The sequence below is a fragment of the Stenotrophomonas sp. ZAC14D2_NAIMI4_7 genome (assembly GCF_003086675.1).
GTDB lineage: Bacteria > Pseudomonadota > Gammaproteobacteria > Xanthomonadales > Xanthomonadaceae > Stenotrophomonas.
This window is the reverse complement of record NZ_CP025995.1, coordinates 2,989,325-3,011,424: the sequence shown is the minus strand read 5'-3', so window position 1 is coordinate 3,011,424 and position 22,100 is coordinate 2,989,325. Positions and strand designations below refer to the sequence as shown.

At 68.0% G+C, this 22,100-nt stretch carries 19 protein-coding genes and 1 pseudogene; 14 read left to right on the top strand and 6 right to left on the bottom strand.

The genetic code is table 11. From position 1 onward, the window contains the following. Nucleotides 1-65: 65 nt before the first annotated feature. The 4 genes from C1922_RS13870 (at nt 66) to C1922_RS13855 (ending at nt 5,200) form a co-directional block, all read left to right on the top strand. Nucleotides 66-1,868, top strand: a complete 1,803-nt coding sequence (locus C1922_RS13870) for an endonuclease (RefSeq protein WP_108750285.1) — start codon at nt 66-68, stop codon at nt 1,866-1,868. A 67-nt stretch (nt 1,869-1,935) separates the two neighbouring features. After that, entirely contained in the window at nt 1,936-2,274 is a 339-nt protein-coding gene (cutA, locus tag C1922_RS13865; RefSeq protein WP_108750284.1) for a divalent-cation tolerance protein CutA, read from the top strand. Then, nucleotides 2,271-4,646, top strand: a complete 2,376-nt coding sequence (locus C1922_RS13860) for a protein-disulfide reductase DsbD domain-containing protein (protein ID WP_108750283.1) — start codon at nt 2,271-2,273, stop codon at nt 4,644-4,646. Before cutA ends, C1922_RS13860 begins: the two co-directional genes overlap by 4 nt. Then, complete coding sequence (locus C1922_RS13855; RefSeq protein WP_108750282.1) at nt 4,643-5,200, top strand: TlpA disulfide reductase family protein; 558 nt, start codon at nt 4,643-4,645, stop codon at nt 5,198-5,200. The genes C1922_RS13860 and C1922_RS13855 overlap by 4 nt, the downstream gene beginning before the upstream one ends. A 223-nt stretch (nt 5,201-5,423) precedes the next feature. On the opposite strand, the pseudogene C1922_RS13850 reads toward C1922_RS13855, so the two are convergent. From C1922_RS13850 to C1922_RS13840, 3 genes and pseudogenes are all read right to left on the bottom strand, one after another. After that, nucleotides 5,424-5,540, bottom strand: a pseudogene (locus C1922_RS13850) (IS110 family transposase); the annotation flags it as partial. Between the two features lie 509 nt (nt 5,541-6,049). Beyond that, on the bottom strand, nt 6,050-6,595 hold the full coding sequence (locus C1922_RS13845) for a WG repeat-containing protein (RefSeq protein WP_108750281.1): 546 nt from the start codon (nt 6,593-6,595) through the stop codon (nt 6,050-6,052). Continuing rightward, nucleotides 6,592-8,298: an alkaline phosphatase gene (locus C1922_RS13840; RefSeq protein WP_108750280.1), complete on the bottom strand. Its 1,707-nt coding sequence runs from the start codon at nt 8,296-8,298 to the stop codon at nt 6,592-6,594. Before C1922_RS13840 ends, C1922_RS13845 begins: the two co-directional genes overlap by 4 nt. A 154-nt stretch (nt 8,299-8,452) precedes the next feature. On the opposite strand from C1922_RS13840, the gene C1922_RS13835 reads away from it, so the two are divergent. From C1922_RS13835 to C1922_RS13805, 7 genes are all read left to right on the top strand, one after another. Beyond that, nucleotides 8,453-9,787: a dicarboxylate/amino acid:cation symporter gene (locus tag C1922_RS13835; protein WP_108750279.1), complete on the top strand. Its 1,335-nt coding sequence runs from the start codon at nt 8,453-8,455 to the stop codon at nt 9,785-9,787. A gap of 273 nt (nt 9,788-10,060) precedes the next feature. Beyond that, nucleotides 10,061-10,558 (top strand): hypothetical protein, encoded by a 498-nt coding sequence (locus C1922_RS13830; protein WP_234412145.1) that lies wholly within the window; start codon nt 10,061-10,063, stop codon nt 10,556-10,558. Next, a complete protein-coding gene (locus tag C1922_RS13825; protein ID WP_108750277.1) occupies nt 10,558-11,175 on the top strand; it encodes a hypothetical protein in 618 nt (205 codons plus the stop codon). The genes C1922_RS13830 and C1922_RS13825 overlap by 1 nt, the downstream gene beginning before the upstream one ends. Before the next feature lie 43 nt (nt 11,176-11,218). Then, on the top strand, nt 11,219-12,601 hold the full coding sequence (locus C1922_RS13820; RefSeq protein ID WP_108750276.1) for an adhesin: 1,383 nt from the start codon (nt 11,219-11,221) through the stop codon (nt 12,599-12,601). 139 nt (nt 12,602-12,740) lie between these two features. Then, complete coding sequence (locus tag C1922_RS13815) at nt 12,741-13,445, top strand: C39 family peptidase (protein WP_108750275.1); 705 nt, start codon at nt 12,741-12,743, stop codon at nt 13,443-13,445. 13 nt (nt 13,446-13,458) lie between these two features. Next, nucleotides 13,459-14,211 carry a hypothetical protein gene (locus C1922_RS13810; protein ID WP_108750274.1) on the top strand — a complete coding sequence of 251 codons (753 nt, stop codon included), beginning with the start codon at nt 13,459-13,461 and terminating at the stop codon, nt 14,209-14,211. Nucleotides 14,212-14,256: 45 nt separating this feature from the next. Then, complete coding sequence (locus tag C1922_RS13805; protein ID WP_108750273.1) at nt 14,257-15,546, top strand: transporter; 1,290 nt, start codon at nt 14,257-14,259, stop codon at nt 15,544-15,546. 93 nt (nt 15,547-15,639) lie between these two features. Here the strand turns inward: C1922_RS13805 and C1922_RS13800 are convergent, their stop codons facing one another. From C1922_RS13800 to C1922_RS13790, 3 genes are all read right to left on the bottom strand, one after another. After that, nucleotides 15,640-16,992: a sigma 54-interacting transcriptional regulator gene (locus tag C1922_RS13800; protein WP_108750272.1), complete on the bottom strand. Its 1,353-nt coding sequence runs from the start codon at nt 16,990-16,992 to the stop codon at nt 15,640-15,642. Nucleotides 16,993-17,223: 231 nt separating this feature from the next. Next, on the bottom strand, nt 17,224-17,928 hold the full coding sequence (locus tag C1922_RS13795; protein WP_233614814.1) for a C40 family peptidase: 705 nt from the start codon (nt 17,926-17,928) through the stop codon (nt 17,224-17,226). 200 nt (nt 17,929-18,128) lie between these two features. Further along, complete coding sequence (locus tag C1922_RS13790; RefSeq protein ID WP_108751603.1) at nt 18,129-18,668, bottom strand: C40 family peptidase; 540 nt, start codon at nt 18,666-18,668, stop codon at nt 18,129-18,131. A gap of 111 nt (nt 18,669-18,779) precedes the next feature. Here C1922_RS13790 and C1922_RS13785 point away from each other — a divergent pair, with 111 nt between their 5' ends. The 3 genes from C1922_RS13785 (at nt 18,780) to gorA (ending at nt 22,075) form a co-directional block, all read left to right on the top strand. Next, nucleotides 18,780-19,262 carry a peptidylprolyl isomerase gene (locus tag C1922_RS13785; protein WP_108750270.1) on the top strand — a complete coding sequence of 161 codons (483 nt, stop codon included), beginning with the start codon at nt 18,780-18,782 and terminating at the stop codon, nt 19,260-19,262. A 101-nt stretch (nt 19,263-19,363) separates the two neighbouring features. Further along, entirely contained in the window at nt 19,364-20,608 is a 1,245-nt protein-coding gene (locus C1922_RS13780) for a DUF418 domain-containing protein (RefSeq protein ID WP_108750269.1), read from the top strand. Nucleotides 20,609-20,716: 108 nt separating this feature from the next. Beyond that, nucleotides 20,717-22,075, top strand: a complete 1,359-nt coding sequence (gene gorA / locus C1922_RS13775) for a glutathione-disulfide reductase (RefSeq protein ID WP_108750268.1) — start codon at nt 20,717-20,719, stop codon at nt 22,073-22,075. The last annotated feature ends 25 nt before the right edge of the window (nt 22,076-22,100 follow it).

Here is a 22,100-nt window from a genome sequence, read left to right as displayed (position 1 = left end):
TACGACAAAGTGTCACGTGATCGGCCTTAGTCTCGCCCGGCATTCCCAATCACAAGGAGTAGTCGATGCGATTGCTGTCCCCGCTCGCCGCCGCCTGCCTGCTGGCGCTGGCCGCCGCGCCGGCCCAGGCCGAGGTCTTCATCAACGAACTGCACTATGACGACAGCACCGCTGCCGGCGACGTGGGCGAGGCCATTGAGGTGGTCGCCACCGCCGGTGAGGATCTGTCCGGCTACCGGCTGTACCTGTACAACGGCAGCAACCCCTCGGCCGCGGCGGTCTACGCCAACAACCCGGTGCCGACCGGCACCGCGGCCAGTTGCGGCAGTGCCACCATCGCGGTGGTCACCTACCCGACCAATGGCCTGCAGAACGGCCCGAATGACGGCATCGCCCTGGTCGACGCCAGCGGCAAGGTCGTGCAGTTCCTGAGCTACGAGGGCGCGATCACCGCGGCCGGTGGCCCGGCGGCCGGCATGACCAGCCAGAACATTCCGGTGGCGGAAACCAACAGCACCGCGCCGGGCACCTCGCTGCAGCTGACCGGCAGCGGCAGCCAGTACGCGCACTTCACCTGGGCCGAATCGGCCGCCCAGACCTTCGGCCGCTGCAACACCAGCCAGACCTTCACCGGCGGTGGCGGCACCCCGGGCCCGAACACCCCGCCGTCGGTCAGCACCACCACCCCGGCGCAGGGCAGCAGCACCTTCCCGGCCGCGGCCGATCTGGAAGTGGTGTTCAGCGAAACGGTGACCCTTGCCAGCGGCGCCTTCAGCCTGAGCTGCGGCAGTTCGGGCAGCGTGCCGCTGACCTGGCCGACCAGCGGCCGCACCGTGAAGCTGTCCACCAACACCGCGCTGGTGGCCGGCGAAGCCTGCCGCTTCGACATCCGCGCCGCGCGGATCACCGACAGCCAGGGCGCGCACCCGGCCGCCGACAGCCGCATCGCCTTCACCGTGGCCAGCACCACCGGCAACCCGGATCCGGGCAACCCCGGCAATCCCGGCACCCCGGAGGGCTACTACTCCAAGGTGAACACCAGCAGCCCCAGCCAGCTGCGCTGCTCGCTGCATGAAACCATCAAGGGCCACACCGCCTATCCGTACAGCGGCTCGGGCACCAGCACCTGGACCATCCTGGAAATCGCCGACGAAGACCCGAACAACAGCGGCAGGATCCTGGATGCCTACCGCAACCGCAGCTATACCAAGGTGACCGACCGTGCCGGCAGTGGCAGCGGCCTGAAGTACAACCGCGAACACACCTGGCCGAACTCGCTGGGCTTTGCCAGCACCACTGGCGACAAGGGCCTGCCGTACGCCCCGTACACCGACACCCACATGCTGTACCTGACCGACGCGCAGTGGAATGCCGACCGCGGCAATAAGCCCTTCGGCAAGTGCGACAGCAACTGCGGCGAGCGCGCTACCGAGGCCAACAACGGCCAGGGCGGCGGCAGCGGCGGCTATCCGGGCAATTCCAACTGGGTGCGCACCCCGGACGGCAACACCGGCACCTTCGAGGTGTGGGGCAAGCGCAAGGGCGACATGGCGCGTGCGGTGATGTACATGGCCATCCGTTATGAGGGCGGCAAGGATGCGGCCACCGGCCAGTCCGAGCCGGACCTGGAACTGACCGACGACCGCAGCAAGATCGTCAAGACCAGCAGCTCGCCGGCCTACATGGGCCTGCTGTCCACCCTGATCGACTGGCACCTGTCCGATCCGCCGGATGATGCCGAGCGTGCGCGAAATGACGTGATCTACTCGTTCCAGGGCAACCGCAACCCGTTCATCGACCACCCCGAGTGGGCCACCCCGGCCCTGTTCACCTCGGCCAAGCCGGCCACCTGCCAGCTGGCCAACTGACCGCGCAACGCAGCGGTCCATGCCGCCGCCGGGCCCTGACCCGGCGGCGGCCCTATACTCGGCGGTCATGTCGATCGCCGATCCCGTCCTGCTGCTGTTCACCACCTGTCCCGACGCGGCCAGTGCCGAACGCATCGCCCACGCACTGGTGGGCGAACAGCTGGCCGCCTGCGTGACCCGCCTGGACGGCGCGCGTTCGACCTACCGCTGGCAAGGCCAGGTGACCACCGATACCGAACTGCAGCTGCTGGTGAAGACCACGGCCAGCCGGGTCGATGCCGCCATCGCCCGGATCGTCGCCCTGCATCCGTATGAACTCCCGGAATGCATTGCGGTCGAAAGCCGGGCCGGCCTGCCGGCGTATCTGGACTGGATCCGGGCGCAGACCCGGGAGGACACCGTTTGAAGACTCTGTTTGCGCGTGGCGCCGCCCTGTGCGCCCTGTTGTGGCTTTCCCTGCCGGCCTTCGCCCTGGACGAGAAGGACCTGCTGCCGGTGGACCAGGCGTTCGCGCTGACCGCCACCGCGCCCGAAAGGGGGCAGATCCAACTGCAGTTCAAGATCGCTCCCGGCTACTACCTGTACCGCCACCGCACCAGCGTGAAGGCCGACACCGCCTTCAATGCCGGCGCGCTGCAGATGCCGGCCGGTGACAAGCACCACGACGATTTCTTCGGTGAGGTGGAAACCTACCGCCAGCGCCTGGTAGCGACACTGCCCGGCGCGCCCACCGATGGCGCCGGCACGATCAGCCTGGAAGTGCGCTACCAGGGCTGCGCCGACGCCGGCGTGTGCTACCCGCCGCAGAAGCGCGTGGTGCAGGTCACCCTGCCCGGTGGCGATGCGGCGGCAGCGCCGGCCGCGCGCAGCGGCAACACGCCTGCCTTCAACAACCCGCTGGCCGGGGCCGGCACCGCGCGCGGCCTGCAGCTGCCCGGCGCCAGCACGGCCCAGGCCCTGCCGCTGCCGTCGGAACAGGCGTTCGCCTTCGATGCCATCGCCAGCGACGGCAACACCCTGCTGCTGCGCTTCAGCCCGGCGCCGGGCTACTACCTGTACCGCGACCGCACCTCGCTGAAGCTGGAAGGCAGCAGCGGCGTGCTGGCCGATACCCCGCGCTGGCCGAAGGCGCAGTCGCACCGCGATGAGCACTTCGGCGATGTCTCGGTCTACTTCAACCAGGTGGAAGTGCCGCTGCCGCTGCGCCGCAGCCGCGCCGATGCGGTGGACGGCACCCTGGTGGTCACCTTCCAGGGCTGCCAGACCGACGGCATCTGCTACCCGCCGATGACCCGCCGGGTGAAGCTGGCCATTCCTGCCGGCAAGGTCAACGCCAGTGCGTCGGCCACCGCCGCACGCAGCGAAGTGATCCAGCCGCTGCCCGGCTCTGCGGCCGATGCCGCGCGCGAAGGCGGCGACGGCGCGCTGCGCCGCCTGCTGCCGACCGTCCCGAACGATCCGGCGCCCACTGCCGCAGACTCCGCGCCCGGCGCGACCGCCTTCGCTGCCGACGCGCGTCCGGACAACGCGCTGCGCACCAAGCCGCCAGGCACCGTGCCGAAGACCGATAGTTCGCTGTTGTGGGTGCTGCTGCTGGCGCTGGGCGGCGGCCTGGTACTCAACCTGATGCCGTGCGTGCTGCCGATCCTGTCGCTGAAGGTGCTGAGCCTGGCGCAGAGCGGTGAAAGCGCCGAGCGCGCCCGCAGCCATGCCATGTGGTACACGCTGGGCGTGCTGGTGGCCTTCGCGGTGATCGGCGCCTCGATGGTGGGCCTGCGCATGCTGGGCAACGCCGTGGGCATCGGCTTCCAGCTGCAGCACCCGGCCGTGGTGGCCGCGCTGGCCTACGTGATGTTCGCCGTCGGCCTGAGCCTGTCCGGGGTGTTCACCATGGGCGGTGGCGTGGGCAACTTCGGCCAGTCGCTGGCCAGCCGCAGCGGCCCGGCCGGCGACTTCTTCACCGGCGTGCTGGCCTGCGTGGTCGGCAGTGCCTGCGTGGGTCCGTTCTTCGGCCCGGCCGTGGCCTACGCCTTCGTGGCACCGCCGGTGGCGGCCATGCTGGTGTTCCTGTTCCTGGGCCTGGGCCTGGCCCTGCCGTTCCTGCTGATCGGCTTCGTGCCGGCGCTGGCACGGCGCCTGCCCAAGCCCGGCCCGTGGATGGAAACCCTGAAGCACGTGCTGGCTTTCCCGATGTACGCCGCCGCGCTGTGGCTGCTGTGGGTGCTGGGCAAGCAGCGCGGCGTGGATGGCATGGCGCTGGCGCTGGGCGGGCTGCTGCTGCTGACCGGCGGCCTGTGGCTGTTCGAAACCAGCCGCTGGCGCAGCAAGCGCGGTGGCATCCTGCTGGGCGTGCTGCTGGTGCTGACCGCGCTGGTGCCGGTGTGGGGCGTGACCCAGCTGGCACTGCCGGCGCGTGCCGCCCAGGCCAGCACCGACAACGTGGTGGAGTATTCGCCGCAGTTGCTGGACCGCCTGCGCGCCGACAACCGCGTGGTGTTCGTGAACATGACCGCCGACTGGTGCGTAAGCTGCAAGGCCAACGAACGCGCGGTGCTGTCGCGTCCGGAGTTCAAGGACCTGCTCCGCCGCACCAATGCGGTGTACATGCGCGGTGACTACACCAACGTCGATCCGCAGATCACCGATTTCCTGGAAGAGCACAAGGCCGTAGGCGTGCCGCTGTACGTGGTGTACGGCCCCGGCGCCCCGCCCACCGTGCTGCCCACCCTGCTGACCCAGGCAGTGGTGGAAGAAGCCCTGCTGCGCACCGCGCGGTGAAGTGGCAGCGGCCCGCACTGCTGTGGACAGCGGTGCTGGCCGCCGGCCTGGGCCTGTGGGCCGGGCACCGGCTGACGCCGGCACCGACGGCGCCGCGCGCGCCTTCCGATGCTGCTTTGGCAAGCGCGCCCACGTTGCGGCCCGGTGATGCCCTGCCCGCGCTGGTACTGCCCGACCCATCGGGGCAGCCGCTGGACATCCGCCAGCGCTTCGCCGGGCGCCCATTGCTGGTCAATGTCTGGGCCAGCTGGTGTGGTCCCTGCGTGGAAGAAATGCCCGAACTGCAGCGCTTCGCCCAGGCCCAGGGGAGCACGGGTGTGCAGGTGCTGGGGCTGGCGCTGGATACCCCCGAGGGCGTGGCCGCGTTCCTGCAGCAGGTGCCGGTGCACTACCCCATCGTGCTGGACACGCCGGGCCCACGCGATGCCAGCGTACGGCTGGGCAACGCACAGGGCCTGCTGCCCTACAGCGTGCTGTTCGATGCGGACGGGCGCATGGTCAAGGCCAAGCTGGGCCCGTTCGCGCACGGCGAGATTGCCGGCTGGGTGAAGTAGGTTTTTCTGCAGGGCTGCGCCCTGCACCTGCCGAAGCAATGTCAACGTCAACGTCAAAAGCGCGCTATCCGTGGGATGGCGGGGCGGTGTGGGTGCGCAGGACACGCCGCAAGTACGTCCATGTAGCAACTGTGTTGTGGGATGGGATTTTGGCCGTCTGGCAGACAGGCACGGCAAAGCCGGCTGCCGGCCGGCAGCCGCTGCCGTGCGCCCTGGGCGTGCCTCAAGCGGGGATCGGTCCGCTTGAGGCGTCGCGCACGCGGGCGTTGAGAATGACCAGCATCTTCCGCATCACGGCCACGATGGCCACTTTCCCTTCCTTGCCGCGGGCCCGCAGCGACCAGAGGCTGACAGGGTCGAGAGCTCTCCCTGCTTGCCCAGTCTTATCAGTTCGAGCGCCAACTCAACCAACTGTTCGGGCGATTCAGGGAGAATCCGGCGTGGGGACCCAAGCTACTTCACGGTCGCAAGACCTGGATCCACACGGTCGCCCACGCCGGGCTCTCGGCACCTAAAGTGCCAGATCGGCAAGAGATAAGATCCACGCCATGCGTGGATGAATCTGTCAGATATCGAAAAGAATGCGGGGTCAGAGCCCGTTGCGCAGCAACAGGATCCGACCCCCTACCATTCCGACAGATCGCGGGAATCTGTCAGAGGTGGGGCGGTGTCGGATTGCGGGGTGTCAGCCGCATGGATGCGGCTGCCAAGCCTACACGGACGTACTTGCGGCGTCCCCGCAATCCGACACCGCCCCGCCATCCCACGGAATGCCGCTTTTGACGTTGCCGTTGCCGTTGCCGTTGCCGTTGCATTGAGCAGGTGCAGGGCGCAGCCCTGCCGAAAACCCTACCTCACCCGACGGCCGCGGCGGTCGATGCGGAACCAGTCGCCGCCTTCCATCGGGGTGTGCCCGTCAGCATCGGGCGTGCCGCGTTGGCAGCCGTTGCACACTTCGGCCACACCGTCGTGGAATGGCCAGGCGAAATCGAACGTCGGTTCGATCACTTGCCGCAACGTCACGTCGAAGTAACCGATGCGCTCACCCACGCGGCCACGCAGCAGACCTTCCTGCAGCGTGTCCGGGCCGTTGTCCCAGGTGATGACCGCCAGGCTGCGGCCAGTGCGCTCCACGTAATGGAAACTGCCGCCGGCATGAACTACCGCCAGCCCCTGCGCGTCGTAAGGCAGGGCGGCCAGTGCGGTGGCGTCCAGCTGCGGCTGGCCTTCGGCCACGGTGCAGCCCGGCAATGGCACCAGCCCTTCGCTTTCGGTCAGCAGCTGGCACGCAGGCGGCTGTGCCTGCGCACCGGTACTGGCCAGCACGCCCAGCAGGGCCAGCCACCGCGCAACGCGGCGGCCGGCCCAAACGGCAGGGGCAGGCTGCGGCCTCACTTGGCCTCGGCCTTGCGTTCGAAGGCGTTCGGCGCCGGCAGTTGCACCGGCACGCCCTGCGCATCGCAGGTGCCGGCCTGGCACAGGCGTGCGCGCAGGGCCGGGGCCGCCTGCACGATCATGTGGTAGATCGCGTTCTGTTCCAGCGTGCCGCGGATCGCCTGGCTGCCCGGGCCACGGGCCCAGATGCCCACGTCTTCGCCGCCGTGCGATTCGGACTTCATCGGCACCAGCGCTTCCTGCATGTAATCGGGGTGCTCGGTGTCCACCGCGTGCAGGTCGGGGCGGCCCTTGGCCTGCTCGAACGTGCTGGGGTTGTGCGGGTAGCGCTTCGGTCCGGCCGGCTGCTGGTTGGTGGCGCCGGTGTGGCCGGGGCCGTTGGCATAGCTCAGCGTGGTGTAGGGCTGGCCATTGCCGTCCAGGGCGTTGTCCAGCTTGCCGGCACCGTCTTCGCCGCCCTTGTCCTTCACCTTGCCCAGGATCGGGTTGCCGCGCGCCGGGTAGCCGACGAAGTTGAGGGTGTGCGAGTGGTCAGCGGTGACGATGATCAGCGTGTCATCGGCCGAGGTCAGTTCGTTGGCCACGCGCACCGCATCGGACAGCGCCACGGTTTCGGTCAGCGCGCGGTAGGCGTTGCCACTGTGGTTGGCATGGTCGATGCGCGCGCCTTCGATCATCAGCACGTAGCCTTCCTTGTGCTGGGCCAGGTTCTTGATCGCCGCAGCGGTCAGTTCGGCCAGGCTCGGCTCGCCGGACGGATCCTGCGGGCGCTCATACTCGTATCGCATGTGGTCCGGTTCGAACAGGCCGAGCAGAGCCGGGGCGTTGGCGGCGGCGGCCAGCTGCTGGCTGTTCCACACGTACGCACCCTGCGGATGCGCCTGCTGCCATTCCTGCACCAGGCTGCGTCCGTCCAGGCGCTGGCCGACCTTGTCGTCATACTCCGGGTCGCGCTCTTCCACGGTGGTGAACTCACCGCGACCACCGCCCAGGGCGACCAGCGGGCCGCGCCCATAGCGCGAGGTCGACAGCAACTGCTGGGCGATGTCCCGGCACCCGGCGGCCTTGGCTTCCTCGGTCAGGTCGGTGTCGTTTTCCCAGTTGCGCTCGGGCGAATGGGCGTAGGTGGCGGCCGGGGTGGCGTGGGTCAGGCGTGCGGTGGAGACGATGCCGGTGGCCAGGCCGGCGCTGTCGGCCAGCTGCAGCCAGGTCAGCAGGCCTTTGGACAGGCTGTCGGCGCAGTCGGTGCGGCTCCCAGCGCTGACGCCGATGGCGCCCATGTGGGTCTTCACGCCGGTGGTGATGGCGGTCATGGTGCCGGCCGAATCCGGCGTCTGCGAATCGGTGTTGTAGGTCTTGCTGAATGCCGTGGCCGGGAAGCGCTCCCACGACAGCAGGTTCTCTTCGCCGGCGCTGCCCTTGCGCTGGCCTTCATAGATGCGCGCGGCGGCCACGGTGGTCAGGCTCATGCCATCACCCAGGAACAGAATGACGTTTTTGGCCTTGCCGGCCATCGCACCGTTGGCCGCGGCCTGTGCGGCGCCACTGCGGTACCACCACTGCGGGGTTTCGCCAGCCGGATGGGCGACCGGATCGACGGCGACCTTCAGGCCGGCCGGGGCAGTGGCGGGGGCGGTGCTGGCGCAGGCGCCAAGCAGCAGGGTGGTGGCGCAGGCGGCCAACAGGGAGACGGAACGACGCATGGACGCTGGGATCTCACAAACTGTAACGGGACGTTCATTATGCCCGGCCCAGCAAGGCACGCCGATGACACACTGATTTGCCGGTGCGGCGGTCGTTCCCAGGGCAGGCTTGGGCTATCGTGGAACCATCCCTTCCTTCCCCTCTGGATTGCCTATGAAGCTGGTCTCTGCCTGGCTGCGGATTCCATTCTGGCAGCGCGTGGTCGGTGGCTTCGTGTTCGGCGCGCTGGCCGGCTGGGCGCTCGGCCCGGCTGCTGAAACCTGGTTCGGCCCGCTGGGCGAGCTGTACGTCACCCTGATCAAGATGATTGCGGTGCCGCTGGTGTTTTTCGCGGTCATCAATGCGATCTCTTCGCTGCACGGCCAGAAATCGGTCGCCGCGCTCAGTGGCCGTACGTTCCTGTGGTTCGTGATCACCGCGGCGTTGGCCGTCTGCGTGGGCCTGGGCGTGGGCACGGTGCTGCAGCCCGGTGCCGGTGGCCTGCAACTGTCGATGGCCAGCAACTACGTGCCGCGCGAAGTGCCCAGCGTGGTGCAGGTGCTGCTGGACGTGGTGCCGGCCAATGTGTTCTACGCGCTGTCGGGCATCGGCACCAAGGTCAACGCGGCCGGCGAGACCGTGCTGGCGGCCGGTCGCGGTTCGATCCTGCCGGTCATCTTCTTCGCCGGCCTGATCGGCTTTGCCATCGTCAAGCTGGGCGAGAAGGTGACCGAGGCGCGCAAGCTGGTCGGGCAGATGAGCGACATCATGATCCAGGTGACCCGCTTCGTGCTGGAAGTCACCCCGATCGGTACGTTCGGCCTGATCGCCGGCCTGGTCGGCAGCTACGGTTTCGAGAAGCTGCTGCCGCTGGGCCATTTCGTGCTGGCCCTGTACGTGGCCTGCGCGCTGCACATCGTGGTGGTGTACAGCGCGCTGCTGCTGTCGCACGGCCTGAACCCGCTGAAGTTCTTCCGCGGCGCGGCGCCGGGCATGCAGGTGGCCTTCGTCAGCTCGTCCAGCTTCGCGGCGATGCCGGTGGCGCTGCGCTCGATCACCCACAACCTGGGGGTGAACAAGGACTACGGTTCGTTCGCAGTGCCGCTGGGCGCCAGCATCAAGATGGATGGCTGCGGTGCGATCTACCCGGCGCTGTGTGCGGTGTTCATTGCCCAGTACAGCGGCGTGCCGCTCACCCCGGAACAGTACGTGGTGGTGCTGATCGCTTCGGTGCTGGGCAGCTTCGGTACCGCCGGCGTTCCGGGCACCGCGGTGATCATGGCCACCGTGGTGTTGAGCGCGGCCAACCTGCCGCTGGAAACCATCGGCTACCTGTATGCCATCGATCGCATCCTGGACATGATGCGCACGATGACGAATGTGACGGGGCAGATGCTGGTGCCGGTGCTGGTGGCCAAGGAAACCGGGCTGCTGGACCAGAGCGTGTACGACAACCCCAGCACCAATGTCGGTATCGACGATCCCGACCCGACCCCGCCGCGCAGCTGAAGCGGGGCTGCAACGGGCTGTATCAGCCCCTGTAACAGGACTGATACAGCCCCCGCGCAGCCCGTGAATCCTGCGTTTCGCGCGCGTTAAGCCCAACGAAATCCCAACGCGGCTGTAACACCGCGGCATCAACCGGCGCCCTTGAGCGCTCGCGCAGGCCTTGTGCAACGGGCCTGCAGAAGTTGGCACGGAAACTGCTCCCTCCCTGCGCATACGCAACGGGAGAGCGGCATGGACGGCAGCAGCATCCTCTTTGGTAGCCCGGTCCGGCAGATGGCACTGCTGCTGGCCTTGGCCTGCCCGCTGGCCGCCGCCGCTTCCGGTGCGCGCCAGGGCGTCAAGGCGCAGCCTGGCGAAATCGTGCTGCTGCGCGATGTGTCCACGCGCCCGGCCTACCGCATGGCCCCGCCCGGCGTGGCGTTGATCGCCGACCCCAAGCCACAGCGCGAAATCGCCGGTGCACTCGGCAGCAGCGGCGCGCACGGTGGCATGGACGAACTCAGCGACGATGACTACGCCGGGCTGGGCGCTGGGCAGACCCAGCAGCTGGCCGCGCCCGGTGGCACCACGGTGGAACGGGTGACCCACCAGGCGCTGGGGGGCACGCTCGGGCGTTCCGGCGACAGCATGATGAGCGGCAGCAACCTGAGCGGGGCGATGAGCGGCCCGCTGGGTGCGGTGGGCAACACCACCCGCGGCATCGGCGATACGGTGCGCGGCGCGCTGTCGCAGTTCCCGCTGGGTGCACCGGCGCCGGGCGGTGGCAAATGATGCGGCGCACGCGGGGCCTGCTGCTGGTGGTGCTGCTGCTGCCGGCCACGGCGCTGGCCGACGACTACAGCGGCATGCTGGCCTACCTGGATATCGCCCGCATCGACGGCCGCGCCCTGGCCGGGGCCAGCGGCGCCATCGCGGTGAACCAGGCCGCGGGCGATCTGAACATCCAGGCCAATCTGCAGGGCATGGCCAGCGGCGACCAGGCCAACGTGGCCGTGGCCGCACGCCAGCAGCGCGGCGGCAACGTGGTGCTGTCGGCACCGTTGCAGGCCAGCGCACATATCGCCGGGGAAGCATTGGCCGGCGCCAGTGGTATCGCATCGATCAACCAGGCCAGCGGCATCGCCAACACGACGCTCAACGTCGTCAGCGCGACGCTGGCCCGGCAAGGGATACGCGAATCCGATGACGCGGCGTTGGCCGCAGCGGATATCGCGTCAGCAGGGGGGCAGGGCGACACCGGTGACGGTGTTGCGGCGGGTATCCGCAGTGTCGGCGTCGCTTCGACGGCACTGCGGGGCTTCGACGGTGTCCTGCAACTCAATCAGATCGCGGGAGCGCGCAATGACACGGCCAACGTGCTGACCATGGCCGTGCAGGGCAACCCGTGAGCAACAACCACCCGATGTATCACCTGATGAGAGAGAGGGCACCATGAACGCGAACCTGAAAAGGACCGTGCTTGCGATGGCGATTGCCACGGCCTCCACTGCGGCTGCGGCCAACGGCTGGGACAACCAGAACGCCAACGCCAACATCAACCACAACCATGTCGTGACCGAAACCCGCAACGACACCCACAACCACACCGACAACGAGGTCCGCAACTGGACCCGTACCAGCACCACGGTACGCAGCAACACCGACAGCTCCAACATCACCCGCAACCGCACGGTGAACGAGCAGGTACAGAAGAACAGCAACATCCAGGCCGACGAGCGCAAGGAAAAGAACAACCACGGCGTCGACGTGAACCTGGAAAAGGACCTGCGCCTGAGCTCGGACATCAGCTTCTCGGGTGATCCGGAAGTGACCGGCACGATCGATCTGGATTCGGCCGCCATCGCGGTCATCGACAACCGTCAGTCGATCAGCAACAACCTGGGCTCCAACAGCCTGGTCACCAACAGCGCGTCCATTGCCGATGATGTCGGCGCCGGTGCATCGGGCAACCTCGGCTTCAACGTGGTGGCCGGTGACAACAACGCGCAGGACAACGCGGCCTCGCTGTCGGCGGCCGACGCATCCTTCAGCTTCGGCATGGCCGATGCGGAAGTGTTCGTCAACCAGGCCGGCTTCAACAACACCACCATGAACTCGGGCGTGACCAACGCCGCCAGCCTCGGTGGCAATGCCTTCGGTGGTGCGTCGGGCAACATCGGCGTGAACATCGCTTCGGGCAACAACAACGAGCAGAAGAACGCGCTCGCTGCTTCGGTGGCCACCAGTGCCATGGCCCAGTCCAGCATCAGCTCCAACCAGGTGTCCAGCGGCAACGCGGTATCCAACGCTGGCTATGTGCAGTCCTACACCGACACCGTGGAAGTGGGCATGAGCGGTGGCGTGGGCGGCCTGACCCTGGCCTACGGCGCCGGCACCTACAGCGGCCGTGGCAACGCTTACCAGATGGCGAACTACTACCTCGACAGCTGGGATGGCGACCTGCCGCATCCGGACGGCAACAGCACCGGGCACATCGATCTGGACAACGAGATCCAGAACGCAACGATGAACCCGTACCGTCAGGGCGTGGGTGGCCTGGGCTTCGACACGCGTGAAAGCGGCACCAGCCAGTTCGTCGAACTGGGCATTGCCGACCTGTACGCCAGCCTGAGCGGCACCGTCACCACCACCCGTTGGGTGAACGTCAACGCCACCAACACCTCGGCGCTGTCCGGCAGTGCCTTCTCCGGGGCGTCGGGCAACATCGGCGTGAACGTGGCGTCCGGCACCGGCAACCTGCAGGCCAACAGCCTGGCCCTGGCCGTGGCCCAGCCCAGCACCGGCGGTGGCGGCGGTACCGGTGGCGGCGAGTAACACCGCGCGTGACCGCTTTCGCAGCTGACCTGCGTTGAGCGCAACAAGCCCGGCCGTCCGCCAATGGCCGGGTTCCCCGGGAGCCCCTGTCCCTCCTCCCCCTTGGGGCAGGGGCTCCTTCCTTTCCGTGGAGAGCACCATGGCCGGTTCCCGTTGGTGGTTGCGTGTTCTGACCTGTCTGCTGTTGCTGGGCAGCGCCGGTGCCTGGGCGGGGGACGTCGCCTTCAGCGGCGTGCTGCCCAACGGTGCGCTGATGCAGCAGAAGGTGGAAAGCATGCAGGAGCGGCGCTACCGCAACCTGGTGCGGCAACACACCGACTACAGCTGTGGGGCCGCCGCGCTGGCCACGATCCTGCGCTACGCCTACCACCTGGATACCACCGAAGCCACGGTGATCGAGGGAATGATGGGGGTTTCCGATCCACAACTGGTCAAGGAGCGCGGTTTCTCTTTGCTGGACATCAAGCGCTATGTCGAATCGCTGGGCATGCGCGGCCGCGGCTACCGCATTGACGAAACGCGCCTGCGCACCCTGCGGGTGCCGGGGCTGGTGCTGATGGATGTGCGCGGCTTCCGCCACTTCGTGGTGCTCAAGCAGGTGCGGGGCGGCGTGGTGGAAGTGGCCGACCCGATCCTGGGCAACCGTGCGCTGCCGCTGCCGGAATTCCTGGAAGCCTGGCCGTCGCGCGCCGTTTTCGTCGTCATCGGCAGCGACTTCGATCGCAATACGGTCCTGCTGCAACCGAGCGAACGGCCCAGTGCACGCGCCCTGTATGCGCGGCAGGGACCGATCACCGATGCCGAGCTGGTCGACTTCGGCTTCAGCCATGCCGACCTGTTCTGAAGGAGGCACGATCATGTTTTGCCAACGTGTACTGATTGCTGCGCTGCTGGTACTTCCTGCGTTGCCCGCCTGGGCCGCAGACGGTGCGCCGGGGCGCGGCCTGAAGGAAATCCCCGATCCGGAGCTGAACCTGATGCGTGGCCGCTACACCGTGGGCGGCAACAACGTGGCCTGGTTCGGCGTCACCATGATTTCGCAGTGGAAGGGCAATGACGGCGGCGCGGTGCAGGGGGCGCTCACCCTGGGCATGGATTTCCGCCAGGGCAGCACGCCCAAGCTGACGTTCCAGCCCAGCGTGCAGGTCACCGCCGCCGATGCACCGCTGCCCGATACCAGTGGCCGCAGCATCGACAGCACCGGCCTGGCCAATGCCAGTGGCCTGGTGCAGAGCGTGCAGGTGGCGGGCGATGGCAACACCGCGCGCAACGTCACCTCGCTCACCATCCGTGATGGTGCCGTGCCTGTGGCCGGCAGTGACGACGGCACGCGCATCGCCCAGGTACAGCAGGGTGGCGCCAGCGCCAGCGCGGTACTGGACGGCAACCAGGCACGCCTGCTGTTGCAGGTCGATGGCCAGGGCATGGTGCAGCAGTGGATCCGCAATGGCAGCGTCGGCCAGGGCATTGCCCTGAGCGGCGACGGCCAGAACGCCAGCAACCGGCTGCAGTTGGAGCTGGTACGTAATTCCGTGGCCGGCAACCTGCCGCTGAGCCAGAACGTGGCCCAGGCAATCGCGCTGAACCGCGGCATGGGCCCGGGCCAGTAAACCGGTCCGGTCAAGGGGGACGAACGTTCAACGCAGGTCACTGACATGCATACCTATTTGCGGCTTACCCCGCTGGCGCTGGCGGCGCTGGCGGCCAACGCCTTCGCCCAGCAGCCGGCTGCCAACGATACGGCCGACGTGCAGGCACTGATCGGTCAACTGGAACAACTGAAAGCCAACTACGCCCAGGAGGTACGGCGCCTGCGCGAACTGGACATGCAGGTGCAGGCCATGCAGGCCCGCCTGAACGGTCGTGCCGGCGCGGCATCCACACCGGCGGCGCCACTGGCCCCGGCGGCCGCGGCCGCAGTACCGCCCAGCAGCGAGGGCTATGCCAGCACCGCCGCCGAGGCGCAACAGGCCAAGCAGGAAGCGCGACGCAGCGTGGACGACGTGAAGCAGCAGCAGGCGGCGCTGTTCTCGCGCAGGTTTACCCTGGAAAACAGCCTCACCTATGCCCGCTACGACCGCAAGCAGCTGACCCTCAATGGCTTCCTGGCGCTGGATGCGATCTTCCTGGGCAACATCGCCATCGAGAACGTCGAATCCGATTCGCTCACCTACAACCTGGCCGCGCGCTGGGGCGTCAGCCCGAACCTGACCCTGAACGCCGACGTGCCCTACCTGGCACGGCGCACGGTGTACCAGAAGGGCGGTGCCGGCGGTGCCGCTGCCGCGATCGCGCAGGAAGAAACCAACGGCAATGGCCTGGGCGATGTGAGCGTGAGTGCCAATTACCGGCTGTTCGGCGAACGTGGCTGGCGGCCGGAAACCGTGCTGACCGGCGGAGTGACCGCGCCGACCGGGCGCGCGCCCTACGGTCTGGACTGGAAGGTGATCGAGCGCGACGACGATGACTACATCCGCTTTGCGGTGCCGCGCGAACAGCCCACCGGCAATGGCGTGTGGCAGGCCAACCTGGGTGTGTCGATGGTCAAGACCGCCGACCCGGCGATCCTGTTCGCCAACGCCGGTTACATCCATTCGTTCCCGCGTGGTTTCAGCGATATCGACAGCAACCCGGACACCACCAACCCGGGTGATGTGAAGCTGGGCGGATCGGTGTACTTCGGCGCAGGCGTGGCGTTTGCCTTCAACGAGCGCACCAGCCTGAGCATTTCCTTCAGTGACAAGATCACTGCGCGCGCCTCGACGCGGTTCAAGGGCGGGCAATGGGTGAAGGTGATCGGCAGTGATGCCAATGCCGCCTCGCTGAATCTGGGCGTGACCTATGCGCTGAACCAGAACACCACGCTGGTCACCCTGCTGGGTATCGGCCTGACCCCCGACGCGCCGGACTTCACCCTGGCGTTCAAGGTACCGTACATGTTGTAGCGCAGCGCCGATGTCATGCACGGGTAGCGCCGGGCCATGCCCGGCGTTTCGTATCCGCGACCGCGGAGGGGTGGCACTTTCTTTGCTTGTGGATCAGCGCTCCGGGGGCAGTTCCAGGCGGTGCTTGCGGCACAGCCGGTAGACGGTCACGCGTGATACCTGCATGTGCCGGGCGCAGGCGGATACGTTGTAGCCGTGCTGGCGCAATGCCTGCAGCAGCAGATCGCGTTCCACCTGGCCACGGGCATCCTGCAGCAGTGCGCGGGGTTCGGGCAGTGCGTCGTCGGCAAGTTCGAGGTCGGCGGCGGTGATCAGTTCGCCTTCGGCCACGATCGCCGCGCGCTGCACGCGGTTCAGCAGTTCGCGCACATTGCCGGGCCAGCCGAAACCACGCATCGCTTGTCGGGCAGCGGTGTCGAAACCCCGCGCGCGGCCGGGATGGCGCTGGCGGAAGCCGCGCAGGAAATGATCGGCCAGCAGCAGCACATCGCTGCCACGCTCGCGCAATGGGGGCATCGGCAGACGCAGCACGTTCAGGCGGTAATACAGGTCGCGCCGGAAGCGGCCCTGGGCCACCGCCTGTTCCAGTTCCACATGGGTGGCGGCCAGCACGCGTACATCCACCCGCAGCGGCTGGTTGCTGCCCACGCGTTCGAGCGTGCCTTCCTGCAGCACGCGCAGCAGGCTGGTCTGCGCATCGCCGGGCAGGTCGCCCACCTCGTCCAGGAACACGGTGCCGCCATGGGCCGATTCGAACAGGCCGATGCGGCGCTGGGCGGCGCCGGTGAACGCGCCGCGCTCATGGCCGAACAGCTCCGACTGCACCAGGTTGGCGGGAATGGCGCCGCAGTTCACCGCCAGGAACGGTTTGCCGGCCCGGCCAGAGAGCGCATGCAGGGCCTGCGCCGCCAATTCCTTGCCGGTGCCGGTTTCGCCGGTGACCAGGACCGGCAGATCCACCGGCGCGAACTTGTGCAGGGCCGCGCGTACCGCCAGCACGCGCGGGCTGTCACCGATCAGGGCGGGCAGGCCGCCGCCATCGCAGGCGCGTGCCGGGTCGGTCGTGTCACCGTCGGCCTGGCGCTGCATGGTGGACACCATCGCGCCCAGTTCCAGCGGCAGGGTGAACTGGTTCTGGCAGGCCAGCAGCACGTCTGCCCAGGCAGGGGGAGGGCTGTGCACGTCCGCCGGCAGCACCGCCAGCCAGGGCAGGTGCTGGTGCTGCTGCACCCAGGGCAGCAGTGCCTGCAGCGCGTCCAGATCGAGGTGGCGCAGGTCGATCACCGCCACCAGGTGGTCACGACCGCGCAGGCCGACCGCCATCGCCGGCCCGGGCGCCACGCAGCGCAGCTGCCAGCCGGCGGCGGCCAGCGCGCCACGCTCGGATGCCTGCGGCTGTCCGAACCAGATCACGCAACGTGATGGAACTTCCAGGCTTGCTGCCATTCCTTTCCCCCCGGCACGCAGACAGCGCGGGCGGGGTCTGGCTGGGTATCCCGGCATGCCGCCCCACGCCGGGTTACGCTGGCCGCGGGCTGGCGGCCGGCCGCGGCCCAACGGACCGTGACATCAAGCACCAACGCACGGGACGGCGGCCAGCGGCCAGCGGCACAACAACGAAAAAGCCGCTGCAGGGCAGCGGCTTGGTCGTTCAGGCGGTGACGGGGCGGGCGGCGGTCAGAGATCGACCCGGCGCGCCTGCATGAACTTGTTGCCCCAGTAGCCGCTGAGCAGGGTGTCCACGCGCACGTCCTTGCCGGTGCTCGGTGCGTGCAGGAAGCGACCTTCGCCCACGTAGATGCCGACGTGGTCGACCCGGCCCTTGCGGCCGAAGAACACCAGATCGCCGGCGGCCAGCGAGGCGCGGTCGTTGATCAGCTGGGCGTTGTTGTCGTGGGCCATTTCGCGCGAGACGCGCGGCAGTTCGATGCCCAGTGCCGAACGGAACACGTAACCCACCAGACCGCTGCAGTCGAAGCCGCTGTCCGGATTGCTGCCGCCCCAGCGGTACGGGGTGCCCAGCAGGGTCATCGCGCGGCGCAGCAGCGACTGCACCTTGCCGTTGTCGGCTTCGCTGCCGACCACCACGCTGCCATTGGCGGCGCTGCTGGTGTCGTAGTTGGCAAGCAGGCGGCTGAGGTCACCGGCCACCATGGCCGAGCGGTCCATCAGCGGAATGGTGTCGTTGGCGGCCAGGTGCGGCAGCAGGGCGGCCAGGGTGGCGCTGGCGGCGGCATCGGCGCGGCTGCGCTGGGCGGCCGGTTCGGCCTTGGCGGCCGGCTTGGCGGTGGCTTCCACGGAAGCCGGTGCCGGTGCGTCGGAACGGTTCGGAGCGGTCTGCGCCCAGGCCGGAAGGCTGGAGAGGCAGAGTGCCAGGCCCAGCAGCAGCGGGCGGACACGATGTGAAGGAACGGCGGTCTGGCCTTGGCCTTGCAGGTCGTCAGTCGTCACGCGTCAGTCACAGAAAAAAAACGATGGGGCATCATGCCCTGTAAAAGCCGCGATAAGTTAAAAATTCCGTTATAAAAACGTTATTCTCATAGTGATGCGCGTCACATTTTTGAATATATCGCCTGTTCAGTTTAGCGAAGGACGCGTTTCGCTCCTGTGTAGTGGTCTTTCCAATAGGCGCCACTAAGCGAATCCAGGCGCACCGTGCCGCCGGTGCTGGGCGCGTGCACGAAGCGGCCTTCGCCGACGTAGATGCCCACGTGGGTCACGTTGCCGCGACTGCCGAAGAACACCAGATCGCCGGTGGCCAGGCGCTGCGGGTCGATCTTCGGGCCCTGTACGGCGGCCAGGTCGCGCGAGGTGCGCGGCAGCTTCAGGTCGACCATTTCCCGGTACACATAGGTGACCAGGCCGCTGCAGTCGAAGCCCGAATCAGGCGTGTTGCCGCCATAGCGGTAGGGCGTGCCGACCAGGCTGATCGCGCGCATCAGCACCGAATTGGCGGCCTCGGGGTTGTCCGGCGTGGTCGCCGGCCAGTGCGCCGAGGGCGGCGGCGGGGCGGGCCGGGTGGCCTTGCCGCCACCGCAGGCGGGCAGCAACAGGGGCAGGGCCAGCAGCAGGGCGGGCGCGAAGAGCCGGCGCGGGCCGGACGAAACTGGCGTGATGTGCATGATCTCCGGATAATGCGCCACCTTGGATTGGCCGTCATGATGGCGGCGTCCCCGCCGGGCGACAACCCGCCCCAACCCGCCTGCCTCCGGCAGATCCAGACAGAGTTGCGCATGAAGATCGAAAAAGACCGCGTTGTCCGCTTCCACTACACCGTTTCCGAAGTCGGCCAGGCGCCGATCGAGTCGTCCAAGGACCGCGGCGAGCCGCTGGGGATCCTGATCGGCCACGGCAACATCATCCCGGGCCTGGAAAACGCCATGATGGACCAGGAAGCCGGTGCGACCTTCAGCGTCGACGTCACCGCTGCAGACGCCTACGGCGAACGCCGCGAAGGGCTGTCCCAGCGCGTGCCGAAGAAGCATTTCGGCAATGCCAAGCTGGCCCCGGGCCAGCAGGTGGTGCTGCAGACCAACTTCGGCCCGCGCGCGGTCACCGTGCAGAAGGTCGGCATGAGCGTGGTCGACGTTGACCTGAACCACCCGATGGCCGGCAAGGACCTGCATTTCGACGTGGAAATCGTCGAAGTGCGCGAAGCCGGCAAGGAAGAGATCGAACACGGCCACGTGCACGGCGACGGCGGTCACCAGCACTGATCGCTGCGCGAACGTGATGCCAGCAACGGCCCGCTTCGGCGGGCCGTTGTGTTTCCGGGCCATGATGCGGGCAGGCCCGCAGTGCGCCCGGCAGCGGCATAATGACGGACCTGCCCACCGGATGTTCCGTGAACGCCGCACTTCCTACCTTGCAGCCGGTCACTTCCGGCGAACGCATCGCCGTGCTGGATGTGCTGCGCGGGGTGGCCCTGCTGGGCATCCTGCTGATGAACATCGAGGCCTTCGCCGGCCCGCTGGAGCTGGCCTTCACCGGCATCGACACGCACTGGCAGGGCATCGACTACTGGGCCGATGCCTTTGTCTACGTGTTCGTGCAGGGCAAATTCTTCACCCTGTTCTCGCTGCTGTTCGGTGCCGGCTTCGCGGTCATGGCCCAGCGCGCCGAAGCGGCCGGCCGTGACTTCGCCCCGTTCTACCTGCGCCGCAGTGCGGGCCTGCTGCTGATCGGGCTGTGCCATGCGCTGCTGGTCTGGTCCGGCGACATCCTGGTGCTGTATGCGCTGGCCTCGCTGCCGCTGCTGGCCTGCCGTGAAGCGCCGCGCAGCTGGCTGCCCTGGATGGGGGCCACGGTCTATCTGGGCGGGGTGCTGCTGATGCTGCTGGTCGGGGCCATGGTATCGATGGCTATGCCGCAGGACCTGCAGAAGATGCTGGCCGACGCCCAGCAGAGCATCGACCAGCAGCGCCTGGTGTATGGGCAGGGCAGCTGGCTGCAGGCCAACGGCCAGCGCCTGCACGAGTTCGGCGTGGCGCTGGGCGGCATGATCATTTCCGGGCCGCAGGTACTGGGCATGTTCCTGCTCGGCAGCTGGTTTACCAGCAGCGGAGCGCTGGCCGCACCGGAACGTTTCCCGCGCCTGTACGCGCTGCTGCGCTGGGTCGCACTGCCGCTGGGCCTGCTGCTGACGCTGGCCGGCACGTACTGGAAGCCCTATCTGCAGCCGGGCGCCTACGATCTGCCCACCACCGCCGCCATGGCCCTGGTGGCGATCGGCGCTGTGCCCATGTGCCTGGGCTACCTGGCGTGGATCGTGCGCTGGCGCATGGCCCTGCGCGGCCTGGCCGTGGTGGGGCGCATGGCGCTGAGCCACTACCTGCTGCAGTCACTGCTGTGCACGCTGCTGTTCTACTCCTATGGGCTGGGGGCGTTCGAGCAGGTGCCGCGCGCCTGGCAGCTGCTGCTGGCGCTGGCACTGTTCGCGGCGCAGGTGGCGGTCAGCCACGTGTGGCTGCGTCGTTTCCGCTTCGGGCCGGTGGAGTGGCTGTGGCGGGCGATGACCTACCGGCAGTGGCCGGCCATGCGCCAGGCCCGCGCGGCCGACTGACGTGCCGTATCGCTCACGCTGAACCGCCGGCCTGCCATGGCATGCTGGCCGCGTGCGCGTGGCGTACCCCGATGATGTTGTTGTTTCCCCTGACTGCGAGCGATTGCCATGAGTACTGCGCCCTTCGACTATGACCTGATCGTGCTCGGCGGCGGTTCTGCCGGCCTGGCCGGTGCGATCCGCGCCGCGCAGTACGGCAAGCGGGTGGCGCTGCTGGAACCGGGCGAGCTGGGCGGTACCTGCGTGAATATCGGCTGCGTGCCGAAGAAGGCGATGTGGCTGGCGGCCGATCTGGCCGAACGCATCGGCCTGGCCCATGCGATGGGCTTCGACGTGCCGGCACGCCCGGCGCTGTCCTGGAAGGAGCTGGTGATCCACCGCCAGGCCTACATCACCAACATCCACAAGAGCTACCACGCGCGCCTGGACGAGACCGGCGTGGTGCGCATTCCCGCGCGCGGCCACCTGCTGGATGCGCACACCGTGGCCTGCGCCGATGGCGTGCGCTACAGCGCCCAGCACATCCTGATCGCCACCGGCGCACACCCGCAGCGGCCCGACGTGCACGGCGCCGAGCTGGGCCTGGTATCGGATGATTTCTTCGATCTGCGCGCGGCGCCGGCCGAGGTCGCCATCGTCGGCGGCGGCTACATTGCCGTGGAACTGGCCGGCCTGCTGCAGGCACTGGGCAGCCGGGTCAGCCTGCTGGTGCGCGGGCAGCGCCTGTTGGACCGTTTCGACCACGAACTGACCGAACAGCTGGCCGAGAACCTGCGCCAGCAGGGCGTGCGCATCTGCTTCGAATTTGACCTGAAGGCACTGCAGCGCGAGCGCCAGCAGGTGCGCGTGGTGGGCGCGCAGGGCGCGCTGGAATGCGCGTTCGATGCAGTGTTCTTCGCTACCGGCCGCCGCGGCAACAGTGCGGATCTGGGCCTGGAAGCGCTGGGCATCGGCATCGGTGAGCACCGCCAGGTGCAGGTCGATGAATGGCAGACCACGGCGGTGCCGAGCGTGCACGCGGTGGGCGATATTGCCGGCAAGGTCGGGCTGACTCCGGTGGCAGTGGCCGCATCGCGGCGCCTGATGGACCGCTTGTTCGGCGGCAAGCCGGAATCGAAGATGGATTACGAAACGGTGCCCAGCGTGGTGTTCTCGCACCCGCCGCTGGGCGCGGTCGGCCTGAGCGAACAGCAGGCGCGCGAGTGCTTTGATCAGGTGACGGTCTACCACAGCCGGTTCCGGCCGATGCTGCAGGCACTGGCCAACGGCACCCAGCGCAGCCTGTTCAAGATGGTGTGTGCGGGCCCGGAAGAACGCGTGGTCGGCATCCATCTGCTGGGTGAGGCCGCCGATGAGATCCTGCAGGGCTTTGCGGTGGCGGTGAAGATGGGGGCGACCAAGGCGCAGTTCGACGCCACCGTGGCGATCCATCCCACCTCGTCGGAAGAAGTGGTGCTGATGCGCTGACCCGCGGTTTTTGTAGAGTCGAGCC

Bases quoted from the DNA above. Each gene is read 5' to 3' on its own strand.
- C1922_RS13805 (WP_108750273.1), top strand. From the start codon at position 14,257: ATGCATACCTATTTGCGGCTTACCCCGCTGGCGCTGGCGGCGCTGGCG.
- C1922_RS13800 (WP_108750272.1), bottom strand. From the start codon at position 16,992: ATGGCAGCAAGCCTGGAAGTTCCATCACGTTGCGTGATCTGGTTCGGA.
- C1922_RS13840 (WP_108750280.1), bottom strand. From the start codon at position 8,298: ATGCGTCGTTCCGTCTCCCTGTTGGCCGCCTGCGCCACCACCCTGCTG.
- C1922_RS13825 (WP_108750277.1), top strand. From the start codon at position 10,558: ATGCGGCGCACGCGGGGCCTGCTGCTGGTGGTGCTGCTGCTGCCGGCC.
- C1922_RS13870 (WP_108750285.1), top strand. From the start codon at position 66: ATGCGATTGCTGTCCCCGCTCGCCGCCGCCTGCCTGCTGGCGCTGGCC.
- C1922_RS13815 (WP_108750275.1), top strand. From the start codon at position 12,741: ATGGCCGGTTCCCGTTGGTGGTTGCGTGTTCTGACCTGTCTGCTGTTG.
- cutA (WP_108750284.1), top strand. From the start codon at position 1,936: ATGTCGATCGCCGATCCCGTCCTGCTGCTGTTCACCACCTGTCCCGAC.
- C1922_RS13780 (WP_108750269.1), top strand. From the start codon at position 19,364: ATGACGGACCTGCCCACCGGATGTTCCGTGAACGCCGCACTTCCTACC.
- C1922_RS13830 (WP_234412145.1), top strand. From the start codon at position 10,061: ATGGCACTGCTGCTGGCCTTGGCCTGCCCGCTGGCCGCCGCCGCTTCC.
- C1922_RS13835 (WP_108750279.1), top strand. From the start codon at position 8,453: ATGAAGCTGGTCTCTGCCTGGCTGCGGATTCCATTCTGGCAGCGCGTG.
- C1922_RS13810 (WP_108750274.1), top strand. From the start codon at position 13,459: ATGTTTTGCCAACGTGTACTGATTGCTGCGCTGCTGGTACTTCCTGCG.
- C1922_RS13785 (WP_108750270.1), top strand. From the start codon at position 18,780: ATGAAGATCGAAAAAGACCGCGTTGTCCGCTTCCACTACACCGTTTCC.
- gorA (WP_108750268.1), top strand. From the start codon at position 20,717: ATGAGTACTGCGCCCTTCGACTATGACCTGATCGTGCTCGGCGGCGGT.
- C1922_RS13820 (WP_108750276.1), top strand. From the start codon at position 11,219: ATGAACGCGAACCTGAAAAGGACCGTGCTTGCGATGGCGATTGCCACG.
- C1922_RS13790 (WP_108751603.1), bottom strand. From the start codon at position 18,668: ATGCACATCACGCCAGTTTCGTCCGGCCCGCGCCGGCTCTTCGCGCCC.